The organism is Aureimonas sp. Leaf454 (assembly GCF_001424685.1).
In the GTDB taxonomy this organism is placed as follows: Bacteria; Pseudomonadota; Alphaproteobacteria; order Rhizobiales; family Rhizobiaceae; genus Plantimonas.
Map to the genome: position 1 here is coordinate 87,856 of NZ_LMQT01000004.1, position 18,443 is coordinate 106,298.

At 70.7% G+C, this 18,443-nt stretch carries 16 protein-coding genes; 13 read left to right on the top strand and 3 right to left on the bottom strand.

Annotated elements, in window-relative coordinates; translation table 11 throughout:
• Window positions 1-236 precede the first annotated feature (236 nt).
• Genes ASG43_RS06790 through ASG43_RS06800 form a run of 3 tightly spaced genes read left to right on the top strand, consistent with a single transcriptional unit; the run spans window position 237 to window position 3,078 of the window.
• Window positions 237-1,271, top strand: a complete 1,035-nt coding sequence (locus tag ASG43_RS06790) for an ABC transporter permease (RefSeq protein WP_056502145.1) — start codon at window positions 237-239, stop codon at window positions 1,269-1,271.
• Complete coding sequence (locus tag ASG43_RS06795; RefSeq protein ID WP_056502149.1) at window positions 1,268-1,594, top strand: L-rhamnose mutarotase; 327 nt, start codon at window positions 1,268-1,270, stop codon at window positions 1,592-1,594. The genes ASG43_RS06790 and ASG43_RS06795 overlap by 4 nt, the downstream gene beginning before the upstream one ends.
• On the top strand, window positions 1,591-3,078 hold the full coding sequence (locus ASG43_RS06800) for an FGGY-family carbohydrate kinase (RefSeq protein ID WP_082490702.1): 1,488 nt from the start codon (window positions 1,591-1,593) through the stop codon (window positions 3,076-3,078). The genes ASG43_RS06795 and ASG43_RS06800 overlap by 4 nt, the downstream gene beginning before the upstream one ends.
• Window positions 3,079-3,172: 94 nt before the next feature.
• Here the strand turns inward: ASG43_RS06800 and ASG43_RS06805 are convergent, their stop codons facing one another.
• Window positions 3,173-4,324: a hypothetical protein gene (locus tag ASG43_RS06805; protein ID WP_156386547.1), complete on the bottom strand. Its 1,152-nt coding sequence runs from the start codon at window positions 4,322-4,324 to the stop codon at window positions 3,173-3,175.
• 225 nt (window positions 4,325-4,549) lie between these two features.
• A complete protein-coding gene (locus tag ASG43_RS06810) occupies window positions 4,550-5,164 on the bottom strand; it encodes a hypothetical protein (protein ID WP_056502152.1) in 615 nt (204 codons plus the stop codon).
• A gap of 388 nt (window positions 5,165-5,552) precedes the next feature.
• Between ASG43_RS06810 and ASG43_RS06815 the strand changes: the two genes are divergently transcribed.
• Window positions 5,553-6,995 (top strand): diguanylate cyclase, encoded by a 1,443-nt coding sequence (locus ASG43_RS06815; protein ID WP_056502156.1) that lies wholly within the window; start codon window positions 5,553-5,555, stop codon window positions 6,993-6,995.
• Between the two features lie 479 nt (window positions 6,996-7,474).
• Here the strand turns inward: ASG43_RS06815 and ASG43_RS06820 are convergent, their stop codons facing one another.
• A complete protein-coding gene (locus ASG43_RS06820; RefSeq protein WP_056502158.1) occupies window positions 7,475-8,890 on the bottom strand; it encodes a nucleobase:cation symporter-2 family protein in 1,416 nt (471 codons plus the stop codon).
• A 388-nt stretch (window positions 8,891-9,278) separates the two neighbouring features.
• Here ASG43_RS06820 and ASG43_RS06825 point away from each other — a divergent pair, with 388 nt between their 5' ends.
• The 9 genes from ASG43_RS06825 to atzF form a co-directional block, all read left to right on the top strand.
• Complete coding sequence (locus ASG43_RS06825; protein ID WP_056502164.1) at window positions 9,279-10,391, top strand: BMP family ABC transporter substrate-binding protein; 1,113 nt, start codon at window positions 9,279-9,281, stop codon at window positions 10,389-10,391.
• 14 nt (window positions 10,392-10,405) lie between these two features.
• Window positions 10,406-11,515, top strand: a complete 1,110-nt coding sequence (locus tag ASG43_RS06830) for an ABC transporter permease (RefSeq protein ID WP_056502167.1) — start codon at window positions 10,406-10,408, stop codon at window positions 11,513-11,515.
• Window positions 11,512-12,435: an ABC transporter permease gene (locus ASG43_RS06835; protein WP_056502171.1), complete on the top strand. Its 924-nt coding sequence runs from the start codon at window positions 11,512-11,514 to the stop codon at window positions 12,433-12,435. Before ASG43_RS06830 ends, ASG43_RS06835 begins: the two co-directional genes overlap by 4 nt.
• 11 nt (window positions 12,436-12,446) lie before the next feature.
• Window positions 12,447-13,463, top strand: a complete 1,017-nt coding sequence (locus ASG43_RS06840; protein ID WP_056502175.1) for a formamidase — start codon at window positions 12,447-12,449, stop codon at window positions 13,461-13,463.
• A 5-nt stretch (window positions 13,464-13,468) separates the two neighbouring features.
• On the top strand, window positions 13,469-14,179 hold the full coding sequence (locus ASG43_RS06845; RefSeq protein WP_056502227.1) for an isochorismatase family cysteine hydrolase: 711 nt from the start codon (window positions 13,469-13,471) through the stop codon (window positions 14,177-14,179).
• Entirely contained in the window at window positions 14,176-15,750 is a 1,575-nt protein-coding gene (locus tag ASG43_RS06850; protein ID WP_082490703.1) for an ABC transporter ATP-binding protein, read from the top strand. Before ASG43_RS06845 ends, ASG43_RS06850 begins: the two co-directional genes overlap by 4 nt.
• Complete coding sequence (locus ASG43_RS06855) at window positions 15,750-16,415, top strand: isochorismatase family cysteine hydrolase (RefSeq protein WP_056502177.1); 666 nt, start codon at window positions 15,750-15,752, stop codon at window positions 16,413-16,415. The genes ASG43_RS06850 and ASG43_RS06855 overlap by 1 nt, the downstream gene beginning before the upstream one ends.
• The gene (locus ASG43_RS06860) at window positions 16,415-16,771 is read left to right on the top strand and encodes a cupin domain-containing protein (RefSeq protein ID WP_056502181.1); all 357 of its coding nucleotides are present in this window, start codon (window positions 16,415-16,417) and stop codon (window positions 16,769-16,771) included. Before ASG43_RS06855 ends, ASG43_RS06860 begins: the two co-directional genes overlap by 1 nt.
• A 7-nt stretch (window positions 16,772-16,778) precedes the next feature.
• Window positions 16,779-18,443: allophanate hydrolase (gene atzF, locus ASG43_RS06865; RefSeq protein ID WP_056502184.1), on the top strand; the 1,665-nt coding region annotated here is incomplete at its 3' end.

Below are 18,443 nucleotides of genomic sequence, written 5' to 3' on the forward strand. Positions count from 1 at the left end.
GCGCGGGCGCGGGAGAGCCGCGGTCGCGCCGGTCTTCGTCGGATGCTGCGCCGGTTCGCCGGGCGCGCGGGGCCGGGGGCGAGGTGGTTTCGGGCAGGACCGGTTCGGGGAAGGATCGGTTCAGGGCGGGGCAGGACAGGGCGGGACAGAACAGGGCGGGGCAGGACCGGACGGGGCGGGGCCGGGGGATGTCCGGCTCGGGAACGGCCGTCCGGGTGGGAGGAACAAGGTTCGGCATGACCCCTGCACCGAAGACCCTTCCGGCCGTGGCGGTCGCTCGGCGACGCGAGCGTGCCCGCGAGAGGCTCGCCGCCCTGCGGTCGAGCCGGGAAGCGCTGCTCGTCGTTCTGTTCCTCGCGATCTTCGTCGCGCTCTCGCTGGCCGTCCCGGCCTTTCCAGACATCCGCGCGATCCCGGACGATCCGTTCCACATCGCGGAGAAGGCGATCGTCGCGCTGGCGCTCGCCTTCGTCATCCTGTGCGGCGAGATCGACATGTCCGTCGCCGGCATCGTCGCGCTGGCGTCGGGCGCCATCGGCGGGCTCGCGGCCACCGGAGCCGGGTTTCCGGAGACGGTGCTGGCCGGGCTGGGCGTCGGGCTCCTCTGCGGCCTCCTCAACGGCACGCTCGTCTCGGTGCTCCGCCTGCCCTCGGTCCTGGCGACGCTGGCGACGATGTGCCTGTTCCGCGGCATCGCCTACGCGCTGCCCGGCGGCGGCGTCGGGCCGAGCGATCCCGGCGGCCTCGCGCTCCACGGGCCGGGCGGCGAGCGCGATCGGTTCGTTCTCGAGATCGCGGCCTTTCTGGGGCTGGCGCTGCTCGCCGCCATCGTGCTCCATCGCACGAGCCTCGGGAAGAGCGTGCGCGCGATCGGGCTCGACCCCGCCGCCGCCCGCGCCGCCGGGCTTCGGGTCGAGCGGATCACGTTCGCGGCCTTTCTCGCCACCGGCCTTGCGGCGGGCCTCGCCGCCGTCCTCTTGACCAGCCCGCTCGACGGCGCGGCGCGGCCCTCGTCCACGCTCGGCTGGGAGCTCGATATCGTCACGCTCGTCCTTCTCGGCGGCATCTCGATCACCGGGGGCTCCGGCTCGATCCTCGGCGTCGTGCTCGCCGCCCTCCTCATGGGCCTCGTCCAGGTTGGACTTGGCCTCTTCGCCATTCCCGGAATCATCATGTCGGTCTGCATCGGTCTTCTCGTCATCTTCGCCCTCGCGGCGCCGCAGGTCTCCTCGCGTCTTGCCAGCCGCCGCGCCGCCGGGATGCGGCCATGACGGAGAGGCGGGAGAAGATCGCCTTCCGGATGATCCTGAAGCCGGGCGCGGAGGCGGCCTATCGCCGCCGCCACGACGAGATCTGGCCGGAGCTGGCGACGCTTCTGCGCGAGGCCGGCATCCACGACTATTCCATCCATCTCGACCGCGAGACGAGCCATCTCTTCGCCGTGCTCTGGCGGCCCCTGGACCACGGGATGGACGCGCTGCCGCAATCGGAGATCATGCGGCGCTGGTGGGACGCGATGGCCGACCTCATGGTGGTCGAGCCCGGCAACGCGCCGGTCGTCACGCCCCTCGAAACCGTGTTCCACCTGCCATGACCGCGGACATCGGGAGCGCCGACGGCGAGGGCGCGCCGCGCTTCGTCGCGGTGATCGACATCGGCAAGACCAATGCCAAGCTCGCGCTGCACGACCTCGACGGCGGAACGGACGCCTTCGTCGCGACGACGGCGAACACGGTCGTCGCCGAGGGGCCCTATCCGCACATGGATACGGACCATCTCTGGCGCTTCCTGCTCGCATCCCTTCGCGACTGCGCCGCCTCGCACCCGGTCGAGGCGATCTCGATCACCACGCACGGCGCCTGCGCGGTCCTCGTCGACGACGAGGACCTCGTCCTGCCGATGCTCGACTACGAGAGCCCGGCGCCCGAGGCGCTTCGGGCGGCCTACGACCGCGTCCGGCCGCCCTTCGACGAAACCTATTCGCCGCGCCTGCCGAACGGGCTGAACGTCGGCGCGCAGCTCTTCTGGCTGGAGGCGACCTTTCCGGACGCCTTCGCGCGCGCGCGGCACATCCTCTTCCATCCGCAATACTGGGCCTTTCGGCTGACCGGCGTCGCCGCGGGGGAGGTGACCTCGATCGGCTGCCACACCGATCTCTGGATGCCGGCCGAGGGGCGCGTGTCGCGCCTCGTCGCCGAGCGCGGCTGGACGCATCTCCTGCCGCCGATGCGCAGCGCCTTCGATCGGCTGGGCGATCTGAAGCCGGAGCTCGCCGCCGCGATCGGCCTTGCCGGCCGGCGCATCCCCGTCCATTGCGGCCTGCACGATTCCAACGCCTCGCTGCTCTCCCATCTCCTGCGCCTGGAGCAGCCCTTCGCCGTGCTCTCGACCGGCACTTGGATCGTCGCGCTTGCCGTCGGCGGGCGGCTCGACGGGCTCGATCCCGGCCGCGACACGCTCGCCAATGTCGACGCGTTCGGCCGGCCCGTTCCCTCCGCGCGCTTCATGGGCGGTCGCGAGTTCGATCTCCTCACCGGCGGGCGCGCGGCGGAGCCGACGCCGGCCGAGATCGAGGCGGTCCTGGCGGAGGGGACGATGGTTCTTCCGACCTTCGCGCCGGGCACCGGGCCCTTTCCCGAGGGACAAGGGCGCTGGACGCGCGATCCGGACGCACTCTCGCCGGGCACGCGCACCGCCGCGGCCAGCCTCTACGCCGCTTTGATGACGGCGCGCATGCTCGAACTGATCGGGGCGGGCGGACCGACGATCGTGGAGGGGCCCTTCGCGCGCAACCGCCTCTATCTCAACGCCCTGGCGCGGCTGACGGGCCGCGCCGTCGCGCCATCCGCCGGCGCGACGGGAACGACCTCCGGCGCCGCCTGCCTCGCCGTCGCTCCGGACCGCGCGCGCCGCGTCGGCCCTCCCGCGACGCCCGATCGGTCGCCGGACCAAACGGCGGACGCGGCACCGGGCCGGACAGGGGCATCGTCGTCGCTGGCGGCGCTGCATCCGGTGCCGCCACCCGATGCTTCGTTCGACGCCTATGCCGCGGCGTGGCGGGCTTCGGCGGAGGGATAGGCTGGGCCGGGATCGACCGGCGCATCGCCGTCGATATCGGGAGCCCGGCCCTTGGCGACAGACCCTGCGGATCCGCGCGCGGTCCGCGTCACGCTCAGGGGTAGGGCTCGTAATAGAGGAGAACCGGCGGCTCTTCGCGCCGACCGCGCCCGTCCTCCTCGACATACCCGTCGCCACGTTCGGGCCAGTCGCCACGTTCGGGCCAGTCGCCACGTTCGGGCCAGGCGCCACGTTCGGGACGGTAGGGGTCTTCCATCAGCCAGCCCGGATCCTCGCCGCGGCGATAGGCGCGGTCGTAGATCTCCTCCTCCTCGTATCCCCCGACGCCGTCCCGCGCGTAGGGATCGGCCGATCGAGGCGCCGGACGACGGGCGATCCGCCGCTCCTCGAACCGGCGCTCCTCGAACCGGCGCCGTTCGGGCGGCCGGGCCTCGCGGCGGTCCCGTGCGCGGCGTTCGGCGGCCGGCGCCGCCGCGCCGCCGATCAGCGAGACATGGACGTAGCCGCTGCGGCCATCGGCGCTGACCTCGCACCAGCGGTCGCAGCGGCCGACGACGATCTCGGTGCCCGCGCGGATCACCCCGATCTCGGCGCCCTGCGGCGCGGCGCGCAGCTTGGCCGCCGTTCGCACGAAGCTGCGCCGACCCTCGCGCACCGGTTCCGGTGCGACGGCCGGACGGCGCGAGGCCTCCGGCAGCGCGGCGGCGGCCACCGAGGCGAGGCGCGTCCCTCCGGTGGCGCCGGGCTTGGTTTCGTCTTCGGCCGGATTTTCCCGTGCCGAAGGCCCGGCCTCGTTCGGCTTGGCTTTGGCGGCATCCGGCGCGGAGGCCCCGGCGAGCGATCGCGGGGCATCGGGGCGGGGCGTCGGGACGATCGTGGCGGCATCCGGCTCGGCGCTCGCCTCGGGCAGGGAATCCAGCGTCTCGTCGGGAAGCTCTTCGCTCGTCTCGCCGGGAAGGCCCGCGACCTCCTGTGCCTCCTGCGCCTCCGGCCCGATCGTTTCGGCCCCCGAAGCGAGATCGACGACCGGCTCCACCGGCGCAGGCGCGCGGGCCGCCGCCTTCGCCGGCGGGGCCGCGGCCGGTTTCACGACGGCCTGCGCCGCCGGTTCGGCATCGGGCAGGAGCAGGTAGAGGGGCGCCGCGCCGCCGACGACGACGACCGCACAGAGAACGGGAACGGCGAGCGTCCAGGCCACGACCTTGAAGAACACGCCGCGGCGCTGCGTCGGGATCGCTTTCGGCATGCTCGCTTCGACCTTCGTCTCGCCCCGGGCTTCGAACGGTCGACCCTCGCCGACCTCGGACCCGCTCAACGCGCCAGAGGGTGCGGCGGTCGCATCACCCGCGAAAAGCCATGTCCGGAATGCCGACGCGACTCAGATGGGGATCGATCGGCTCGGCACTCCCTGACCGTCAGAGACCCAAAGCGTGTCCGGAGCGAGGCAAGGCGAAGGATCGGCGGCCGGCGGTCAGAATTTCAGTTTTTCCTTCCAGCGCTTTCCCGGCGGGAGCTTCTTGCGGGCCTCGCGGCGCCGTTCGAGGAAGGTCGGGCGCACGCGCGTCGCCTTGGCCTGGACCTCCGGCCGATCCGGGACCTCTCCGGCGTCGGCGTCGGCGTCGGCGACGGGCTCGGAGTCGAGCGCCGCGTCGGCTTCGAAAGCCTCCTCGTCCACCGGGGACGGGATATCCCGGATCGGCGCGGGGGCGAGATCGGCGGGCGGGGCCACCGGGTGCTTGCGCGGTCGGCCGCGACGCCGAGGCGCTTCGGCGAAGCCGGTGCGTTCCAGATCCTCGGCATCCGACGCTGCCGCCTCCGGCGCTTCGGGCTCGCTCGGGAGAATGCGGGCTTCCAGGATGCGCCCCTTGGCGCCGTCGCGGGCCGGCTCGCGGCCCTGGCCGGCCGCCGTCCGGGCGCGGGGGGCTTGCGGCGCCTGCGTCTCCCCTTCGGAATCCTCCGCGATGCTGGTCTGGAGTAGAGTGTGAAGCTCGCGCCCGGTCGCTCCATCCCAGATCGAGGGCGTTTCCGTGACGCTTCGGGTCCGGCGCTTGCGCTCGACGACGAACGGCTTCTGCGGCTGTCTCATGTGGTCCTGTTTTGCCTGACATCTGAAAAGGCCGGTCCGGGCATGGCGGCGTCGCGGCCGTGCTGTCGGACCTGTCGAAGCCGCGGGAACCGCGCTTCGACCGGGTCGATCGCAACGAGACGCTGCACGTTTCCGCCGCCCGGTTGCGTCGTTCTGCTCCGGAGCGGCGACCGTACACGAACCGCCTGTGCTCTGCTAGGGCGGCCCTTCCGCGGGGATTGCGACGCTCCGCCCGCGGCGATCCCAGCTTTCCCGCTCACCGCCGGCCCGTTCGCCCCACGCGCCGGCTCGCCTGAAAATTGCAAAGTCGGCCCTGTGTATAAGGAAAAGGGAGCAAACGTTAAGTCAATCGAGGTTATGTATCGACTGACGCCAGGGGGAGGGTGCCATGATCGATCAGTCTGCCGAAGCGGAGCGCTGCCGGATGCTCCGAAGTCTCGCTCTTCTCGATTCGGCTCCCGAAGCCGAATTCGATGCTCTCGCCGAAACGGCGAAGCGAATGTTCGGCACGAAGATCGCGCTCCTGTCGCTGATCGACCGGAACCGCCAGTGGTTCAAGGCGCGTTCGGGCCTCGATCTCACCGAAACGTCGCGCGAGACGTCCTTCTGCGCGCAGGCCGTGGAGGCGGATGCGGCGCTCGTCGTGAAGGACACGCTTCTGGATCCGGTCTTCGCGACCAGTCCCCTCGTGCTCGGCGAGCCGAACATCCGCTTCTATGCGGGCGTTCCCGTGCGGGTGCGCCAGGCGGGCGGCGACGGCGCCGTGCCGATCGGTTCGCTCTGCGTGATCGACGACGCGGCGCGGGACTTCACCGAAGCCGATCTCGGGTCCTTGCAGGCCCTTGCCCGCATCGCGGAAGCGCTGATCGAGGCGAGGGCTCTCGCGCTGAGATCGGCGGCGCTGGCCGAGTCCCGACGCGACAGCCTGGAACGGCTGGAGCGGGAACGGCGACAGCTGAAGCAGGCCGAGCGCATGGCCGACATGGGGTCGTGGCGTCTGACCATCGCCGACGGGGTGGCGGAATGGTCGGAGGGCGTCTTCGCGATCCACGAGCTGCCCGCGGGCTCGATGCCGCCGCTCGAGACCGCCCTCGAATTCTATCCCGAAGCCGACCGGCAGCGGGTCAGCGACGCCCTGACGCAGGCGATCGAAACCGGCCAGCCCTTCGACATCGAGAGCGACTTCATCACGGCCCGCGGCAAGCCGCGGCGCGTGCGGAGCATGGGCGAGGTCGAGATATCGCACGGCGCTCCGGTCGCCATCATCGGGCTCTTTCAGGACATCACCGAGCGATACCGCATGGAACAGGCGCTGGTGCGCACCTCTCGAACCGACGAGCTGACGCGCCTGCCCAACCGCGGCGAGTTCAACCGCATTCTCGGGGAGAAGCTGCTGGAGGCGGAATCGACGCGACGGGAGGTGGCGGTGCTCCTGGTCGACCTCGACGGCTTCAAGCAGGTGAACGACCTTCTCGGCCATGCCGCGGGAGACGACATCCTGCGCAAGGTGGGCGAGCGCCTGCGGGCCTCCTGGCTGCCCGACTGTTTCGCCGCGCGGCTCGGCGGCGACGAGTTCGCGATCATCGTGCCGTCCCTCGAGCACCGCGACGCCTTCAAGGGCCTGGTCGATCGGCTGCTGGCGAGCCTCCGTCTGACGGCGCAGGAGGCCGGAACGCGCGCCGCCGTCTCCGCGACGATCGGGATCGCCTGGTCGCAGGGCATGCGACTGCCGCGCGAAGAGCTCCTCCGGCGCGCCGATGCCGCTCTCTATGCCGCGAAACGGGCGCTCAAGGGCTCGGCGCAGACCTTCTCGCAATCTTTCGGGTCGTGACGGGCGGGTCGTGAGAGGCGGGTCGTGACGGGCGGGTCGTGAGAGGCGGGTCGTGACGGGCGGGTCGTGACGGGACGGGCGCTGCGTCGAGGCCGCGTCGCCAGCGTCCCCATGCGCTCCGCTTTTCACGACAGCGCGACGGCGGCTCCGCAGGCGCGGCGGCTGCATAGCGGACATCGCCCCGCGGCTCGCCGGAATATTGATCGATGCGGATGGTTCGCACCGCGCCGAGATCGTCGGGGAAGATCGCGGCTTCTCGCCCTGCTTAAACCATTGATCTCTCACCATCTTAAGGCGATGGCATAATATACATTATGGAACGCATACCGCGAGACCGCTGACGGGTCCTCGGGTCAGGACCGGCCGCCCGAGAAACCGCCGCAGGACGGCGCGCGGACCGGCGCGGTCACGATCCTTCGCCGGATGGTCCGATCCCGTCAAGCCGGGATCGGCGTCGATGCGCGGCCCTTTCGTCGAGGTCACGCGGAATCCGCCGCCCGGGCGGCGAGCGAGACCTGGTGCCGCGCCTCCGCTTCGCCGGACAGGCCGTTGAAGAAGGCGTTGAGCGCGACGGCGGCGATGGTGGCGAGGAGGATGCCGGATTCGAGGAGAGGCTGGAGGCCGCCCGGCAGCGCGTGGAAGAAGCCGGGTCCGACCAGCGGGATCATCCCGACGCCGACCGAGACGGCGACGACGAAGAGATGGTTGCGGTTCGAGGCGTAGTCGACCCCGGCGAGGATGCGCACGCCCGTCGCGGCGACCATGCCGAACATGACGAGCCCCGCTCCGCCGAGCACGACGACCGGCACGGATTCGACCAGAGCCGCCATCTTCGGCATCAGGCCGAGCGCCAGCATGATCGCCCCGCCGGCCGCCGTGACCCAGCGGGAGGAGACGCCGGTGACGCCGACGAGCCCGACATTCTGCGAAAAGGACGTGTAGGGAAAGGTGTTGAAGATGCCGCCGATCAGCGTGCCGACGCCGTCCGCCCGCAGGCCCCGCGTCAGCGCGGCCTTGTCGACCCGCTGCCCCGTGATGTCGCCGAGCGCCAGGAACATGCCGAGCGACTCGATCATCACCACGATCATTACGAGGCACATGGTGAGGATCGGCACGAGGTGGAACTGCGGCGCACCGAAATGGAAGGGCAGGACGAGCCCGAACCAGGGCGCGGCCGCGACCTTGTCGAGATGCATGAGGCCGGCGAGCCCGGCCACGACCGCGCCCGCCACGATGCCGAGAAGCACGGCGACATGGGCGACGAAGCCCCGCCCCCAGCGCACGAGCGCCAGGATCGTGAGGAGAACGAAGACGGCGATGGCGAGACCCAGCGGGGCGCCATAGGCGGGATTGGCGACCTGCACCGTCTCTTCCCCGATCACCTTGCGAAAGGTCGGGACGCCGCCGCCGGCCCAGTTGATGCCGACGCGCATCAGCGAGATGCCGATGACGAGGATCACCGTCCCCGTCACGACGGGTGGAAAGAGCGGCAGGATGCGCCCGACGAGCGGCGCGACGAGGAGGCCGAAGAGCCCGGCCGCGATCACCGAACCGTAGATGCCGAGGAGACCGACATCGGGCGCCGAGCCCATCGCGATCATCGGACCGACCGAGGCGAAGGTGACGCCCATCATCACGGGAAGGCGGATGCCGACGCCGGGAAAGCCGATGCACTGGATCAGCGTCGCGATCCCGCAGGCGAAGAGGTCGGCGCTGATGAGGAAGGCGACGTCCTCGGGCGAGAGGTTCAGCGCGCGGCCGACGATCAGCGGAACGGCGACCGCGCCCGCATACATGACGAGAACATGCTGGAGCGCCAGGGGCCAGAGCTTGGACGCGCCCGGACGGGCGTCCACGAGATCGGGCCGGGCTGCGCGGGCGGAGAGCTCGGTCATGGGCGGCCTTTGCGTTGAACGGTTCCGGCGGATCGCCGTCAGTCTAGGCACTGCCGCCGGAAATTGCACTGTTCAAAAAACCGGCACGACACGGGGATGTCACGTTGAGGCCCGCGCTCTGTCACGCTCGAAATTTACCCACGTTTCCGGCCGGTTCGATGTGGCTCGCGGACGGCGATCGGCGGAAGCGGTCAGGGTCGATGGCCGCGAGCGAGGGAAGCTTGGTTTCGTCCGGACGAAAGGCAGAAGCTGCTCAAGATGCAGGCACATCGTCCGGTGCCGCTCCCGTTGCAGGCCGGATTCTGCCGGGATGGGCGGCTCTTGGCGTTTGGCACGTCGATTGCATGCAATGCGATATCGCCGTCCCCCCGACCGACCGGAGCCTTCGATGTCCCTGCCCACCTTCTCCCGCCGCCGCTTCCTCCAGGCCAGCGCCGCCCTCGGCGCGACGCCGCTTCTGTCGCGGGTCGGCCCGGCCCGGGCGGCCGATCTCACCGTCGGCTTCATCTATGTCGGCCCGCGCGACGATTTCGGCTACAACCAGTCGCATGCCGAGGCCGCCGCCGCGCTGAAGGAGATGGCGGGCCTCACGATCATCGAGGAGGAAAACGTCGCGGAAAGCGACGTCGTCGCCAAGACGATGGAATCCATGATCCAGCTCGACGGCGCCGGGCTCCTCTTCCCGACCTCCTTCGGCTATTACAAGCCCTTCGTGCTCGCCGCGGCCGAGGCCAATCCCGACGTGCAGTTCCGCCATTGCGGCGGCCTCTGGAGCGACACGGACCCGAAGAACGCGGGCTCCTATTTCGGCTATATCGGGCAGGCGCAGTATCTCTCCGGCATCGTCGCCGCGCACCAGACCAAGTCCAAGAAGCTCGGCTTCGTCGCGGCCAAGCCCATTCCGCAGGTGCTCCTCAACGTCAATTCCTTCGCGCTCGGCGCGCGTTCGGTCGATCCGGAGATCACCGTGCAGGTCATCTTCACGGGCGACTGGTCGATGCCGGTGAAGGAAGCGGAAGCGGTCAACGCGCTGGTCGACCAGGGCATCGACGTCATCACCTGCCATGTCGACGGACCGAAGGTGCTGGTCCAGACCGCGGCCGGCCGCGGCTGCTTCGTCACCGGCTACCACACGAGCCAGGCCGCGCTCGCGCCCGACCATTACCTCACCGGCGCGGAATGGAACTGGGCCTCGATCTACAAGACCTTCATCGACGCCGCACAGGCCGGAACGCCGCTGCCGAATTTCGTGCGCGGCGGTCTCGAGCAGGGCTTCGTGAAGACGAGCCCCTACGGCGCCATGGTCGGCGAGGCCGCGCGCCAGCAGGCCGACGCCGTGAAGGCCGAGATGATGAAGGGCGGGTTCTCCGTCATCAAGGGTCCGCTGAAGGACAACAAGGGCGTGGAGAAGGTCGCCGCCGGCAGCGCCTTCATCGAGACCGCGATCGAGCTGGAAAGCATGGACTACCTCGTCGAGGGCGTCGTCGGCTCGACGGCCTGACGGGGAAGCGGCCGATGACCGTCCTGTCCCCCTCACCCGCCGCCGGGCCGCTCGCGGATCGTCCGCGCCTCACCGAAGCCTCGCTCCGCCGGATCGAAGGCGTTCTCCTGCCGGTGCTGGCGATCCTCGCGGGCATGGCGCTCTTCGGCCTCTTCATCGCCCTCGTCGGCAAGTCGCCCGCCGAGTTCTACGCCCTCGTCTGGCGCGGCGGCTTCGGCACGGCCTTCTCGCTGGAGAACACGCTGCAGCGGGCCGCGCCCCTTCTCCTCACCGCGCTCTGCGTCGCGCTGCCCGCGCAGCTCGGCCTCGTCGTCATCGGCGGCGAGGGCGCCTTCGTGCTGGGCGGTCTCGCGAGCGCCTGGGCCGGGGCGCATCTCGCCGGCTTCGGCGGGGCGGGCATTCTCCTCATGGCGCTCGCCGGGGCCGGCATGGGCGGGCTCTGGATCGGCATCGCGGGCGCGCTCCGCCACATTCGCGGCGTCAACGAGACGATCTCGAGCCTCCTTCTCGCCTATCTCGCCATCGCCCTCTTCAACCACATCGTGGAAGGCCCGCTGCGCGACCCCGCCAGCCTCAACAAGCCGTCCACGGTGCCGATTTCCGCGGATCTGACGATCGGGGCGATCCCCGGCTTCGACATCCATTGGGGCTTCGCCATCGGCTGCCTCGCCTGCATCGCGGCCGCCTTCGTGGTCGGGCGCACCACCTTCGGCTTCTCCGCCCGGATCGCCGGCGGCAATGCCCGCGCGGCGGCCGTGCAGGGCCTCCCCGTCGGGCGGCTGGTTCTCGCCTTCTCCGCCGCCGGCGGCGCGGCGGCCGGGCTCGCCGGCATGATCGACGTCTCCGCCGTGCAGGGCAGCGCCAACGCCTCGCTCGTCGCGGGCTACGGCTATACCGGCATCCTCATCGCCTTCCTCGCCCGGCAGAACCCGCTGGCGATCATTCCCATGGCCATCCTCATCGGCGGGATCGAGGCGTCCGGCGGCCTCGTGCAACGCCGGATGGAGCTTCCCGACGCCACCGTCCTCGTGCTGCAGGGCATGCTCTTCGTCGCCATCCTCGTTTCGGAAACGCTGAACGGGCGGCTCCTGCCGCGCTCGCTCCTCGAAAGGACCGCGCCATGAGCGAGGATATCGGCCTCTGGGGCGTGCCGCTCGCCATTCTCGGCGGCGCGATCCGCGTCTCCACGCCCTTTCTCTTCGTCAGCCTCGGCGAATGCGTGACGGAAAAGAGCGGGCGCATCAATCTGGGGCTCGAAGGCACGCTCGTCTTCGGCGCGATGGCCGGCTACGGCGCGGCCTATCTGACGGGCTCGCCCTGGACCGGGGTGCTCGCGGCGGGCTGTGCCGGCGTGCTCTTCGGCGTGCTGCACGGGCTCCTCTGCTCGTTGAAGGGCGTCAACGACATCGCGGTCGGCATCGCGCTGATGCTGCTCGGCATGGGCCTCGCCTTCTTCTTCGGCAAGCCCTTCATCCAGCCCGCCGCCCCGATGCTGCCGGCGATCGACCTCGGCTTCTGGACGACGAGCCCGCAGCTCTCCTCCGCGCTGCAGATCAATCCGCTCTTCCTCATCGGCATCGCCTGCGCCTTCGCGCTCGCCGTCGTCTTCAAGCGCACCAAGATCGGCCTCGTCCTGCGCATGGTCGGCGACAGCGCCGATGCCGCGCGCGCCATGGGCTACGACATCACGCGCGTGCGCGTCCTCGCCACCGCCTTCGGCGGCTTCATGGCGGGCATCGGCGGGGCCTATCTCTCGCTCTTCTATCCCGGCTCCTGGAACGAGGGCATCTCGTCCGGACAGGGGCTCATCGCGGTGGCGCTCGTCATCTTCGCCCGGTGGAATCCGGTCGCCTGCCTCGTCGCCGCGCTGATCTTCGGCGGCGCGGGCGCGCTCGGGCCGGCGCTCCAGTCGGTCGGCATCAGCCAGGGATACTACCTCTTCTACGCCGCCCCCTACGCGCTGACGCTTGTCATCCTCGTCATCACCTCGTCCCCGCGGGGCGCGCTCGACGGCGCGCCGCGCGAACTCTCCATCACCAAGTAAGGAGCCTCGCCATGACGGGATTGGGCGGTCTCAACAAGTCCGAGAACGGCGTCGTCATCGGATGCGTGCAACTGCAGCTGCCGCGCATCGAGACGCGGGCCGACATCGCCGCGCAGACGCAGCGCATCGTCGCGATGGTCGGCAAGGCGCGGCGCAATCTTTCCACGATGGATCTCGTCGTCTTCCCCGAATATTCGCTGCATGGGCTCTCGATGGACATCCGCCCGGAGATCCTCTGCCGGATCGACGGGCCGGAGGTCGTGGCCTTCCAGACGGCCTGCCGCGACAACCGCATCTGGGGCTGCTTCTCCATCATGGAGCTCCATCCCGGCGGCATGCCCTACAACACCGGGCTCGTGATCGACGACGCCGGCACGATCGTCCTCACCTACCGCAAGCTCCACCCCTGGGTGCCCGTCGAGCCCTGGGAGCCCGGCGATCTCGGCATTCCCGTCGTGGACGGGCCGAAGGGCGCCAAGCTCGCCCTCATCATCTGCCATGACGGCATGTTCCCCGAAATGGCGCGCGAATGCGCCTACAAGGGCGCCGAGATCATGCTGCGAACGGCCGGCTACACCGCGCCGATCCGCCAGAGCTGGCGCTTCACCAACCAGGCCAACGCCTTCCAGAACCTCATGATCACCGCCAATGTCTGCCTCTGCGGCTCCGACGGCTCGTTCGATTCCATGGGCGAGGGCATGATCGTGAACTTCGACGGCACCGTGATCGCCCATGGCACGACCGGGCGCGCCGACGAGATCATCACCGCCGAGGTCCGGCCCGACCTCGTGCGCGAGGCGCGGCGCGGCTGGGGCGTCGAGAACAACATCTACCAGCTCGGCCATCGCGGCTACGTCGCGGTGAAGGGCGGCGCGCGGGACTGCCCCTACACGTTCATGCAGGACCTGGTGGCGGGCACCTACCGCCTGCCCTGGGAGGACGAGGTCGCGGTCGTCGACGGCACGTCCTGCGGCTTTCCCGCCCCGACCCGCGATTACGGCGACACCCTTTCGGAAGCTGCGGAGTGACCTTCATGGATGCGATCGAGACCCCTTCCGCGACCGGCGGCACGACCATCGCCTCCCGTCCCTATCGCTGGCCCTATGACGGGTCGCTGAGGCCGGACAACACGGCGATCATCGTCATCGACATGCAGACCGATTTCTGCGGCGCGGGCGGCTATGTCGATACGATGGGCTACGACCTGTCCCTCACCCAGGCACCGATCGAGCCGATCAAGGCGGTGCTGACCGCCCTGCGCGCCAAGGGCTACACGATCATCCACACCCGCGAGGGCCATCGGCCCGATCTCGCCGACCTTCCCGCCAACAAGCGCTGGCGCTCGCGCCAGATGGGCGCGGGCATCGGCGATCCCGGTCCCTGCGGGCGCATCCTGGTGCGCGGCGAGCCGGGCTGGGACATCATTCCCGAGCTCTATCCGCTTCCCGGCGAGATCGTGATCGACAAGCCCGGCAAGGGCTCCTTCTGCGCGACCGACCTCGAGCTGATCCTCCATTCGCGCGGCATCCGCAACATCGCGCTCGCCGGCATCACCACCGACGTCTGCGTGCACACGACGATGCGCGAGGCGAACGATCGCGGCTTCGAATGCGTGATCCTCGAGGATTGCTGCGGGGCGACCGATCGCGGCAACCACGAGGCCGCGATCAAGATGGTGACCATGCAGGGCGGCGTCTTCGGCGCGGTGGCGACCTCGAAGGATCTGATCGAGGCCGTGGCATGAGCGCGCTCGCCGCATCGCCCTTCGAGCCGCCGGCCGCGCTCGAGGAAAGCGGGCGTCCCGAAACGCCGCTGCTCGAAGCCGTCGGCCTCACCAAGCGCTTCGGCGCCTTCACCGCCCTTTCCGACGTCTCGATCAAGCTGATGCCGGGCGAATTCCACGCGCTGCTCGGCGAGAACGGCGCGGGCAAGTCGACGCTGGTCAAATGCATCCTCGGCTATTACGCGCCCGATGCCGGGGCGGTCCTGCTCGAAGGGCGCGAGCAGGCCATCGCCAATCCGAGGGACGCGCGCCGCGCGGGGATCGGCATGGTCTACCAGCACTTCACGCTGGTTCCCGCGATGACGGTCCTGGAAAACCTCGTCATGGCGCGGGCGGACGTGCCGTCCTTCGTGGACTGGAGCCGGGAGCGGCGCGCGCTCTCCGACTTCCTCGCCACCATGCCGCTGAAGGTGCCGCTCGACGTGCCCGTGCATCGCCTGTCGGCCGGCGAGCGCCAGAAGACGGAGATCCTGAAGGAGCTCTATCTCGGCTCGCGCGTCCTCGTGCTGGACGAGCCGACCTCGGTGCTGACGCCGGAGGAGGCCCGCGAGGTGCTGGGGTTCCTCCGGGCCCGCGCGATCGAAACCGGCATGAGCGTCCTCCTCATCACGCACAAATTCTCCGAGGTGACGAGCTTCTGCGACCGCGTGAGCGTGCTGCGGCGCGGCGCCCATGTCGGCGGCGGCACGGTGGCGGAGCTCTCCACCTCCGACATGGCGCGCCTGATGATCGGCGAGCGCAAGCTCGCGCCCGTGCCCGAGCGGCTGGCCTTCGACCCCGCCTCTCCGGTCGTCCTCGCCCTCGACGGCGTCAAGGCCGGCGGGTCCGGCCGCGGCGCGATCGACATCGCGCGCCTGGAGGTGCGGGCGGGCGAGATCGTCGGCATCGCCGGCATTTCCGGCAACGGGCAGACCACGCTCGTCGACGTCCTGTCCGGCCAGACGGCGGCCGAAGGGGGGCGCATGACGGTCGACGGCGCGCCCTACGACGCGAGCCGGGCCGCGGCGCAGGCGAGGAAGGTCCGCTGCCTTCCCGAGGAGCCTTTGCGCAACGCCTGCGTCGGGCGGATGAGCGTTGCGGAAAACCTCGCCTTCCGCACCTTCGACCGGGCCGAGGGCGGCAAGCTCCTGCGCCTCGTCGACCGCGCCCGGCAGCGCCGCGAGGCGGACCGGCTGATCGCGGCCTACAGCGTGAAGACGCAAGGGCCCGGCGCGCCGATCGCGACGCTGTCGGGCGGCAACGTGCAGCGCGCGGTGCTGGCGCGCGAGCTGGACGGGAAGACGCGCCTCCTCGTCGTCGCCAATCCCTGCTTCGGCCTCGATTTCGGCGCGGTCGCCGATATCCGCGCCCAGATCCTCGACGCGCGCAACCGCGGCACGGCGGTGCTTCTCCTGTCGGAAGACCTCGACGAGATCGTCGCCTTGTCCGACCGCATCCTCGTCCTCTTCGAGGGCCGCGTCACCTTCGAGACGCCGGGCGGCGAGGCGGCCGACACGACCGAGATTGGAACCCACATGGCGGGGCATCACTGATGGCCGAGATCCCCGCCGCGCCCTTTCCCTTCCCGCTCGACCGCGGGACCGTCGGGCTCATCGTCATCGACATGCAGCGCGACTTCCTGGAGCATGGCGGCTTCGGGGAGAGCCTCGGCAACGACGTGACGCGTCTCCAGGCGATCGTGCCGGCCACCGCGCGGCTGATCCAGGGCTTCCGCGCCGCCGGCCGGCCGGTGATCCACACGCGCGAATGCCATCGGCCCGACCTGTCCGACTGCCCGCCCGCCAAGCTCGCGCGCGGCAGACCCGGCCTTCGCATCGGCGACGAGGGCGCGATGCGGCGCATCCTCGTCAAGGGCGAGCCCGGCGCGGAGATCGTGCCGGAGCTTTTCCCCGAGCCCGGCGAGACCGTGATCGACAAGCCCGGCAAGGGCGCATTCTACGCGACGGGGCTCGGCGACGTCCTGTCGGCGGGCGGCATCACGCAGCTCGTCTTCGCCGGGGTCACGACCGAGGTCTGCGTGCAGACGACGATGCGCGAGGCGAACGATCGCGGCTTCGAATGCCTGCTCGCGGAGGACGCGACGGAGAGCTACTTCCCCGAATTCAAGCGGGCGGCGATCGAGATGATCACGGCGCAGGGCGCGATCGTCGGCTGGGTCGCGCCGGTCGACGCCGTGCTGGCGGGGCTCGGCGCCTGATGGCCGGGACCTCCTTGCGCTTTCCCGGCCTGCTCGCGGACGCCCACGAGACCGCGGCCTACGAGCCCTTCAGGCCGGGCGTCGAGATCGCCCACCTCAAACGCGCCGAGAACGGGAGCGGGCCGGGGCTCGCGCTCCTGCGCTATCAGCCGGGCGCGCGGGTGCCGCTGCACGAGCATGTCGGGCTGGAGACGATCTGCGTCCTCGCCGGCAGCCAGAGCGACGAGGCCGGCACCTACCGCGCGGGCGACGTCGTCGTGAACCTTCCCGGCAGCCGCCACCGCGTCTGGTCGCACGAGGGCTGCACCATCCTGATTTCCTGGGCCGAGCCGGTCCGCATTCTCGAAGACGACTGAGCCCGACATGACCGATCTTCCCCTCGTCCTCGATTTCGCCCGGCTGCGCGCGGCCTATGCGGCGGGTCTCTCCCCCGTCGATCTCGTGGCGGCTCTTCTTCCCCGCCTCGATGCCGCCGACCCCGCCGTCTTCATCGCGAGGATGCCGGCCGAGGCGCTGCTCGACGCCGCGCGCGAGCTGACGGCGCGCGCGCCCGAGCCCAATTCGCTGCCGCTCTGGGGCCTGCCCTTCGCGGTGAAGGACAATATCGACGTCGCGGGCCTGCCGACGACCGCCGCCTGCCCCGCCTTCGCCTACGAGCCGGCCGCGGACGCCGCCGTCGTGGCGCGGCTGAAGGCGGCGGGCGCGCTCGTCGTCGGCAAGACCAATCTCGACCAGTTCGCGACGGGGCTGAACGGCACGCGCTCGCCGCACGGCGCGCCGCGCTCGGTCTTCGACGCGGCCTATGTGTCGGGCGGCTCCTCGTCCGGTTCGGGCGTCGCGGTCGCGGCGGGCCTTTCCGCCTTTTCGCTCGGCACGGACACGGCAGGCTCGGGCCGCGTACCCGCCGCCTTCAACAACATCGTCGGCATCAAGCCGTCGCCCGGCCGCGTCTCGACCTCGGGCGTCGTGCCCGCCTGCCGCTCGATCGACGTCGTCACGGTCTTCGCGACCTCCGTCGCCGACGGGCTAGAGGCGCGGCGGGTGATGGACGGGTTCGACGCGGCCGACGTCTATTCGCGCGCCGCGGCGACGACCCCCCTGCCCCCGGTCCTGCGCCTCGGCGTTCCCGTGCCGGAAGAGCGCGAGTTCTTCGGCAATGCCGCCTATGCCGCGCTCTACGAGGCCGCCATCGAACGCGCGAGGAGCCTCGGCGCGACGATCGTTCCCTTCGACTACCGCCCGTTCCGCGAGGCCGCGGCGCTGCTCTACGACGGACCCTGGGTCGCCGAGCGGCTGCACGCCGTCACGCCCTTCGTGGAGACGCATCGGGGCGACATGGACCCGGTGGTGCTCGGCATCGTGGAGGGCGCGCGGGGCATGACGGCGATGGACGCCTTCGACGGGCAATACCGGCTCGCCGCCTTCCGCCGCGCCGCCGAGGCAGAATGGGCCAAGGTCGACGCGCTGCTCCTGCCGACCTCGCCGGACATCCAGACGGTGGAGGCCATGCGCGCCGACCCCGTCGCGCTGAACGCCCGGTTCGGCCGCTTCACCAATTTCGCGAACTTCTTCGGCTGCGCCGCCATCGCCGTTCCCGCGGGCTTCACCGGGGCCGGCCTGCCCTTCGGCGTCCAGCTCGTCGCGCCGCGCGACACGGACGAGGCGCTCGGCGCCTTCGCGAGCGCGCTCCACGAAGCGGCCGCAACGGGCGGCGGGCTCGACCGGGACCTCGCGCCGCCGCCCGTCGCGGCGGCGCGCGAGGACCGCATCGAGATCGTCGTCGTCGGCGCGCATCTCACGGGCATGCCGCTCAACGCCGAGCTGACGCGGCTCGGCGCGCGGTTGATCGGGGAGGCGAAGACCGCGCCCTTCTACCGGCTGCACGCGCTCGCCGGCACGGTGCCGCAAAAGCCCGGCCTCGTGCGCGATCCCGGTTTCGAGGGGCCGGGCATCGCGGTGGAGATCTGGTCGCTCGATCCCGCCGGCTTCGGCCGCTTCGTCGCCGGCATCCCGCAGCCCCTCGGCATC

Bases quoted from the DNA above. Each gene is read 5' to 3' on its own strand.
- ASG43_RS06790 (WP_056502145.1), top strand. From the start codon at position 237: ATGACCCCTGCACCGAAGACCCTTCCGGCCGTGGCGGTCGCTCGGCGA.
- ASG43_RS06795 (WP_056502149.1), top strand. From the start codon at position 1,268: ATGACGGAGAGGCGGGAGAAGATCGCCTTCCGGATGATCCTGAAGCCG.
- ASG43_RS06800 (WP_082490702.1), top strand. From the start codon at position 1,591: ATGACCGCGGACATCGGGAGCGCCGACGGCGAGGGCGCGCCGCGCTTC.
- ASG43_RS06805 (WP_156386547.1), bottom strand. From the start codon at position 4,324: ATGCCGAAAGCGATCCCGACGCAGCGCCGCGGCGTGTTCTTCAAGGTC.
- ASG43_RS06810 (WP_056502152.1), bottom strand. From the start codon at position 5,164: ATGAGACAGCCGCAGAAGCCGTTCGTCGTCGAGCGCAAGCGCCGGACC.
- ASG43_RS06815 (WP_056502156.1), top strand. From the start codon at position 5,553: ATGATCGATCAGTCTGCCGAAGCGGAGCGCTGCCGGATGCTCCGAAGT.
- ASG43_RS06820 (WP_056502158.1), bottom strand. From the start codon at position 8,890: ATGACCGAGCTCTCCGCCCGCGCAGCCCGGCCCGATCTCGTGGACGCC.
- ASG43_RS06825 (WP_056502164.1), top strand. From the start codon at position 9,279: ATGTCCCTGCCCACCTTCTCCCGCCGCCGCTTCCTCCAGGCCAGCGCC.
- ASG43_RS06830 (WP_056502167.1), top strand. From the start codon at position 10,406: ATGACCGTCCTGTCCCCCTCACCCGCCGCCGGGCCGCTCGCGGATCGT.
- ASG43_RS06835 (WP_056502171.1), top strand. From the start codon at position 11,512: ATGAGCGAGGATATCGGCCTCTGGGGCGTGCCGCTCGCCATTCTCGGC.
- ASG43_RS06840 (WP_056502175.1), top strand. From the start codon at position 12,447: ATGACGGGATTGGGCGGTCTCAACAAGTCCGAGAACGGCGTCGTCATC.
- ASG43_RS06845 (WP_056502227.1), top strand. From the start codon at position 13,469: ATGGATGCGATCGAGACCCCTTCCGCGACCGGCGGCACGACCATCGCC.
- ASG43_RS06850 (WP_082490703.1), top strand. From the start codon at position 14,176: ATGAGCGCGCTCGCCGCATCGCCCTTCGAGCCGCCGGCCGCGCTCGAG.
- ASG43_RS06855 (WP_056502177.1), top strand. From the start codon at position 15,750: ATGGCCGAGATCCCCGCCGCGCCCTTTCCCTTCCCGCTCGACCGCGGG.
- ASG43_RS06860 (WP_056502181.1), top strand. From the start codon at position 16,415: ATGGCCGGGACCTCCTTGCGCTTTCCCGGCCTGCTCGCGGACGCCCAC.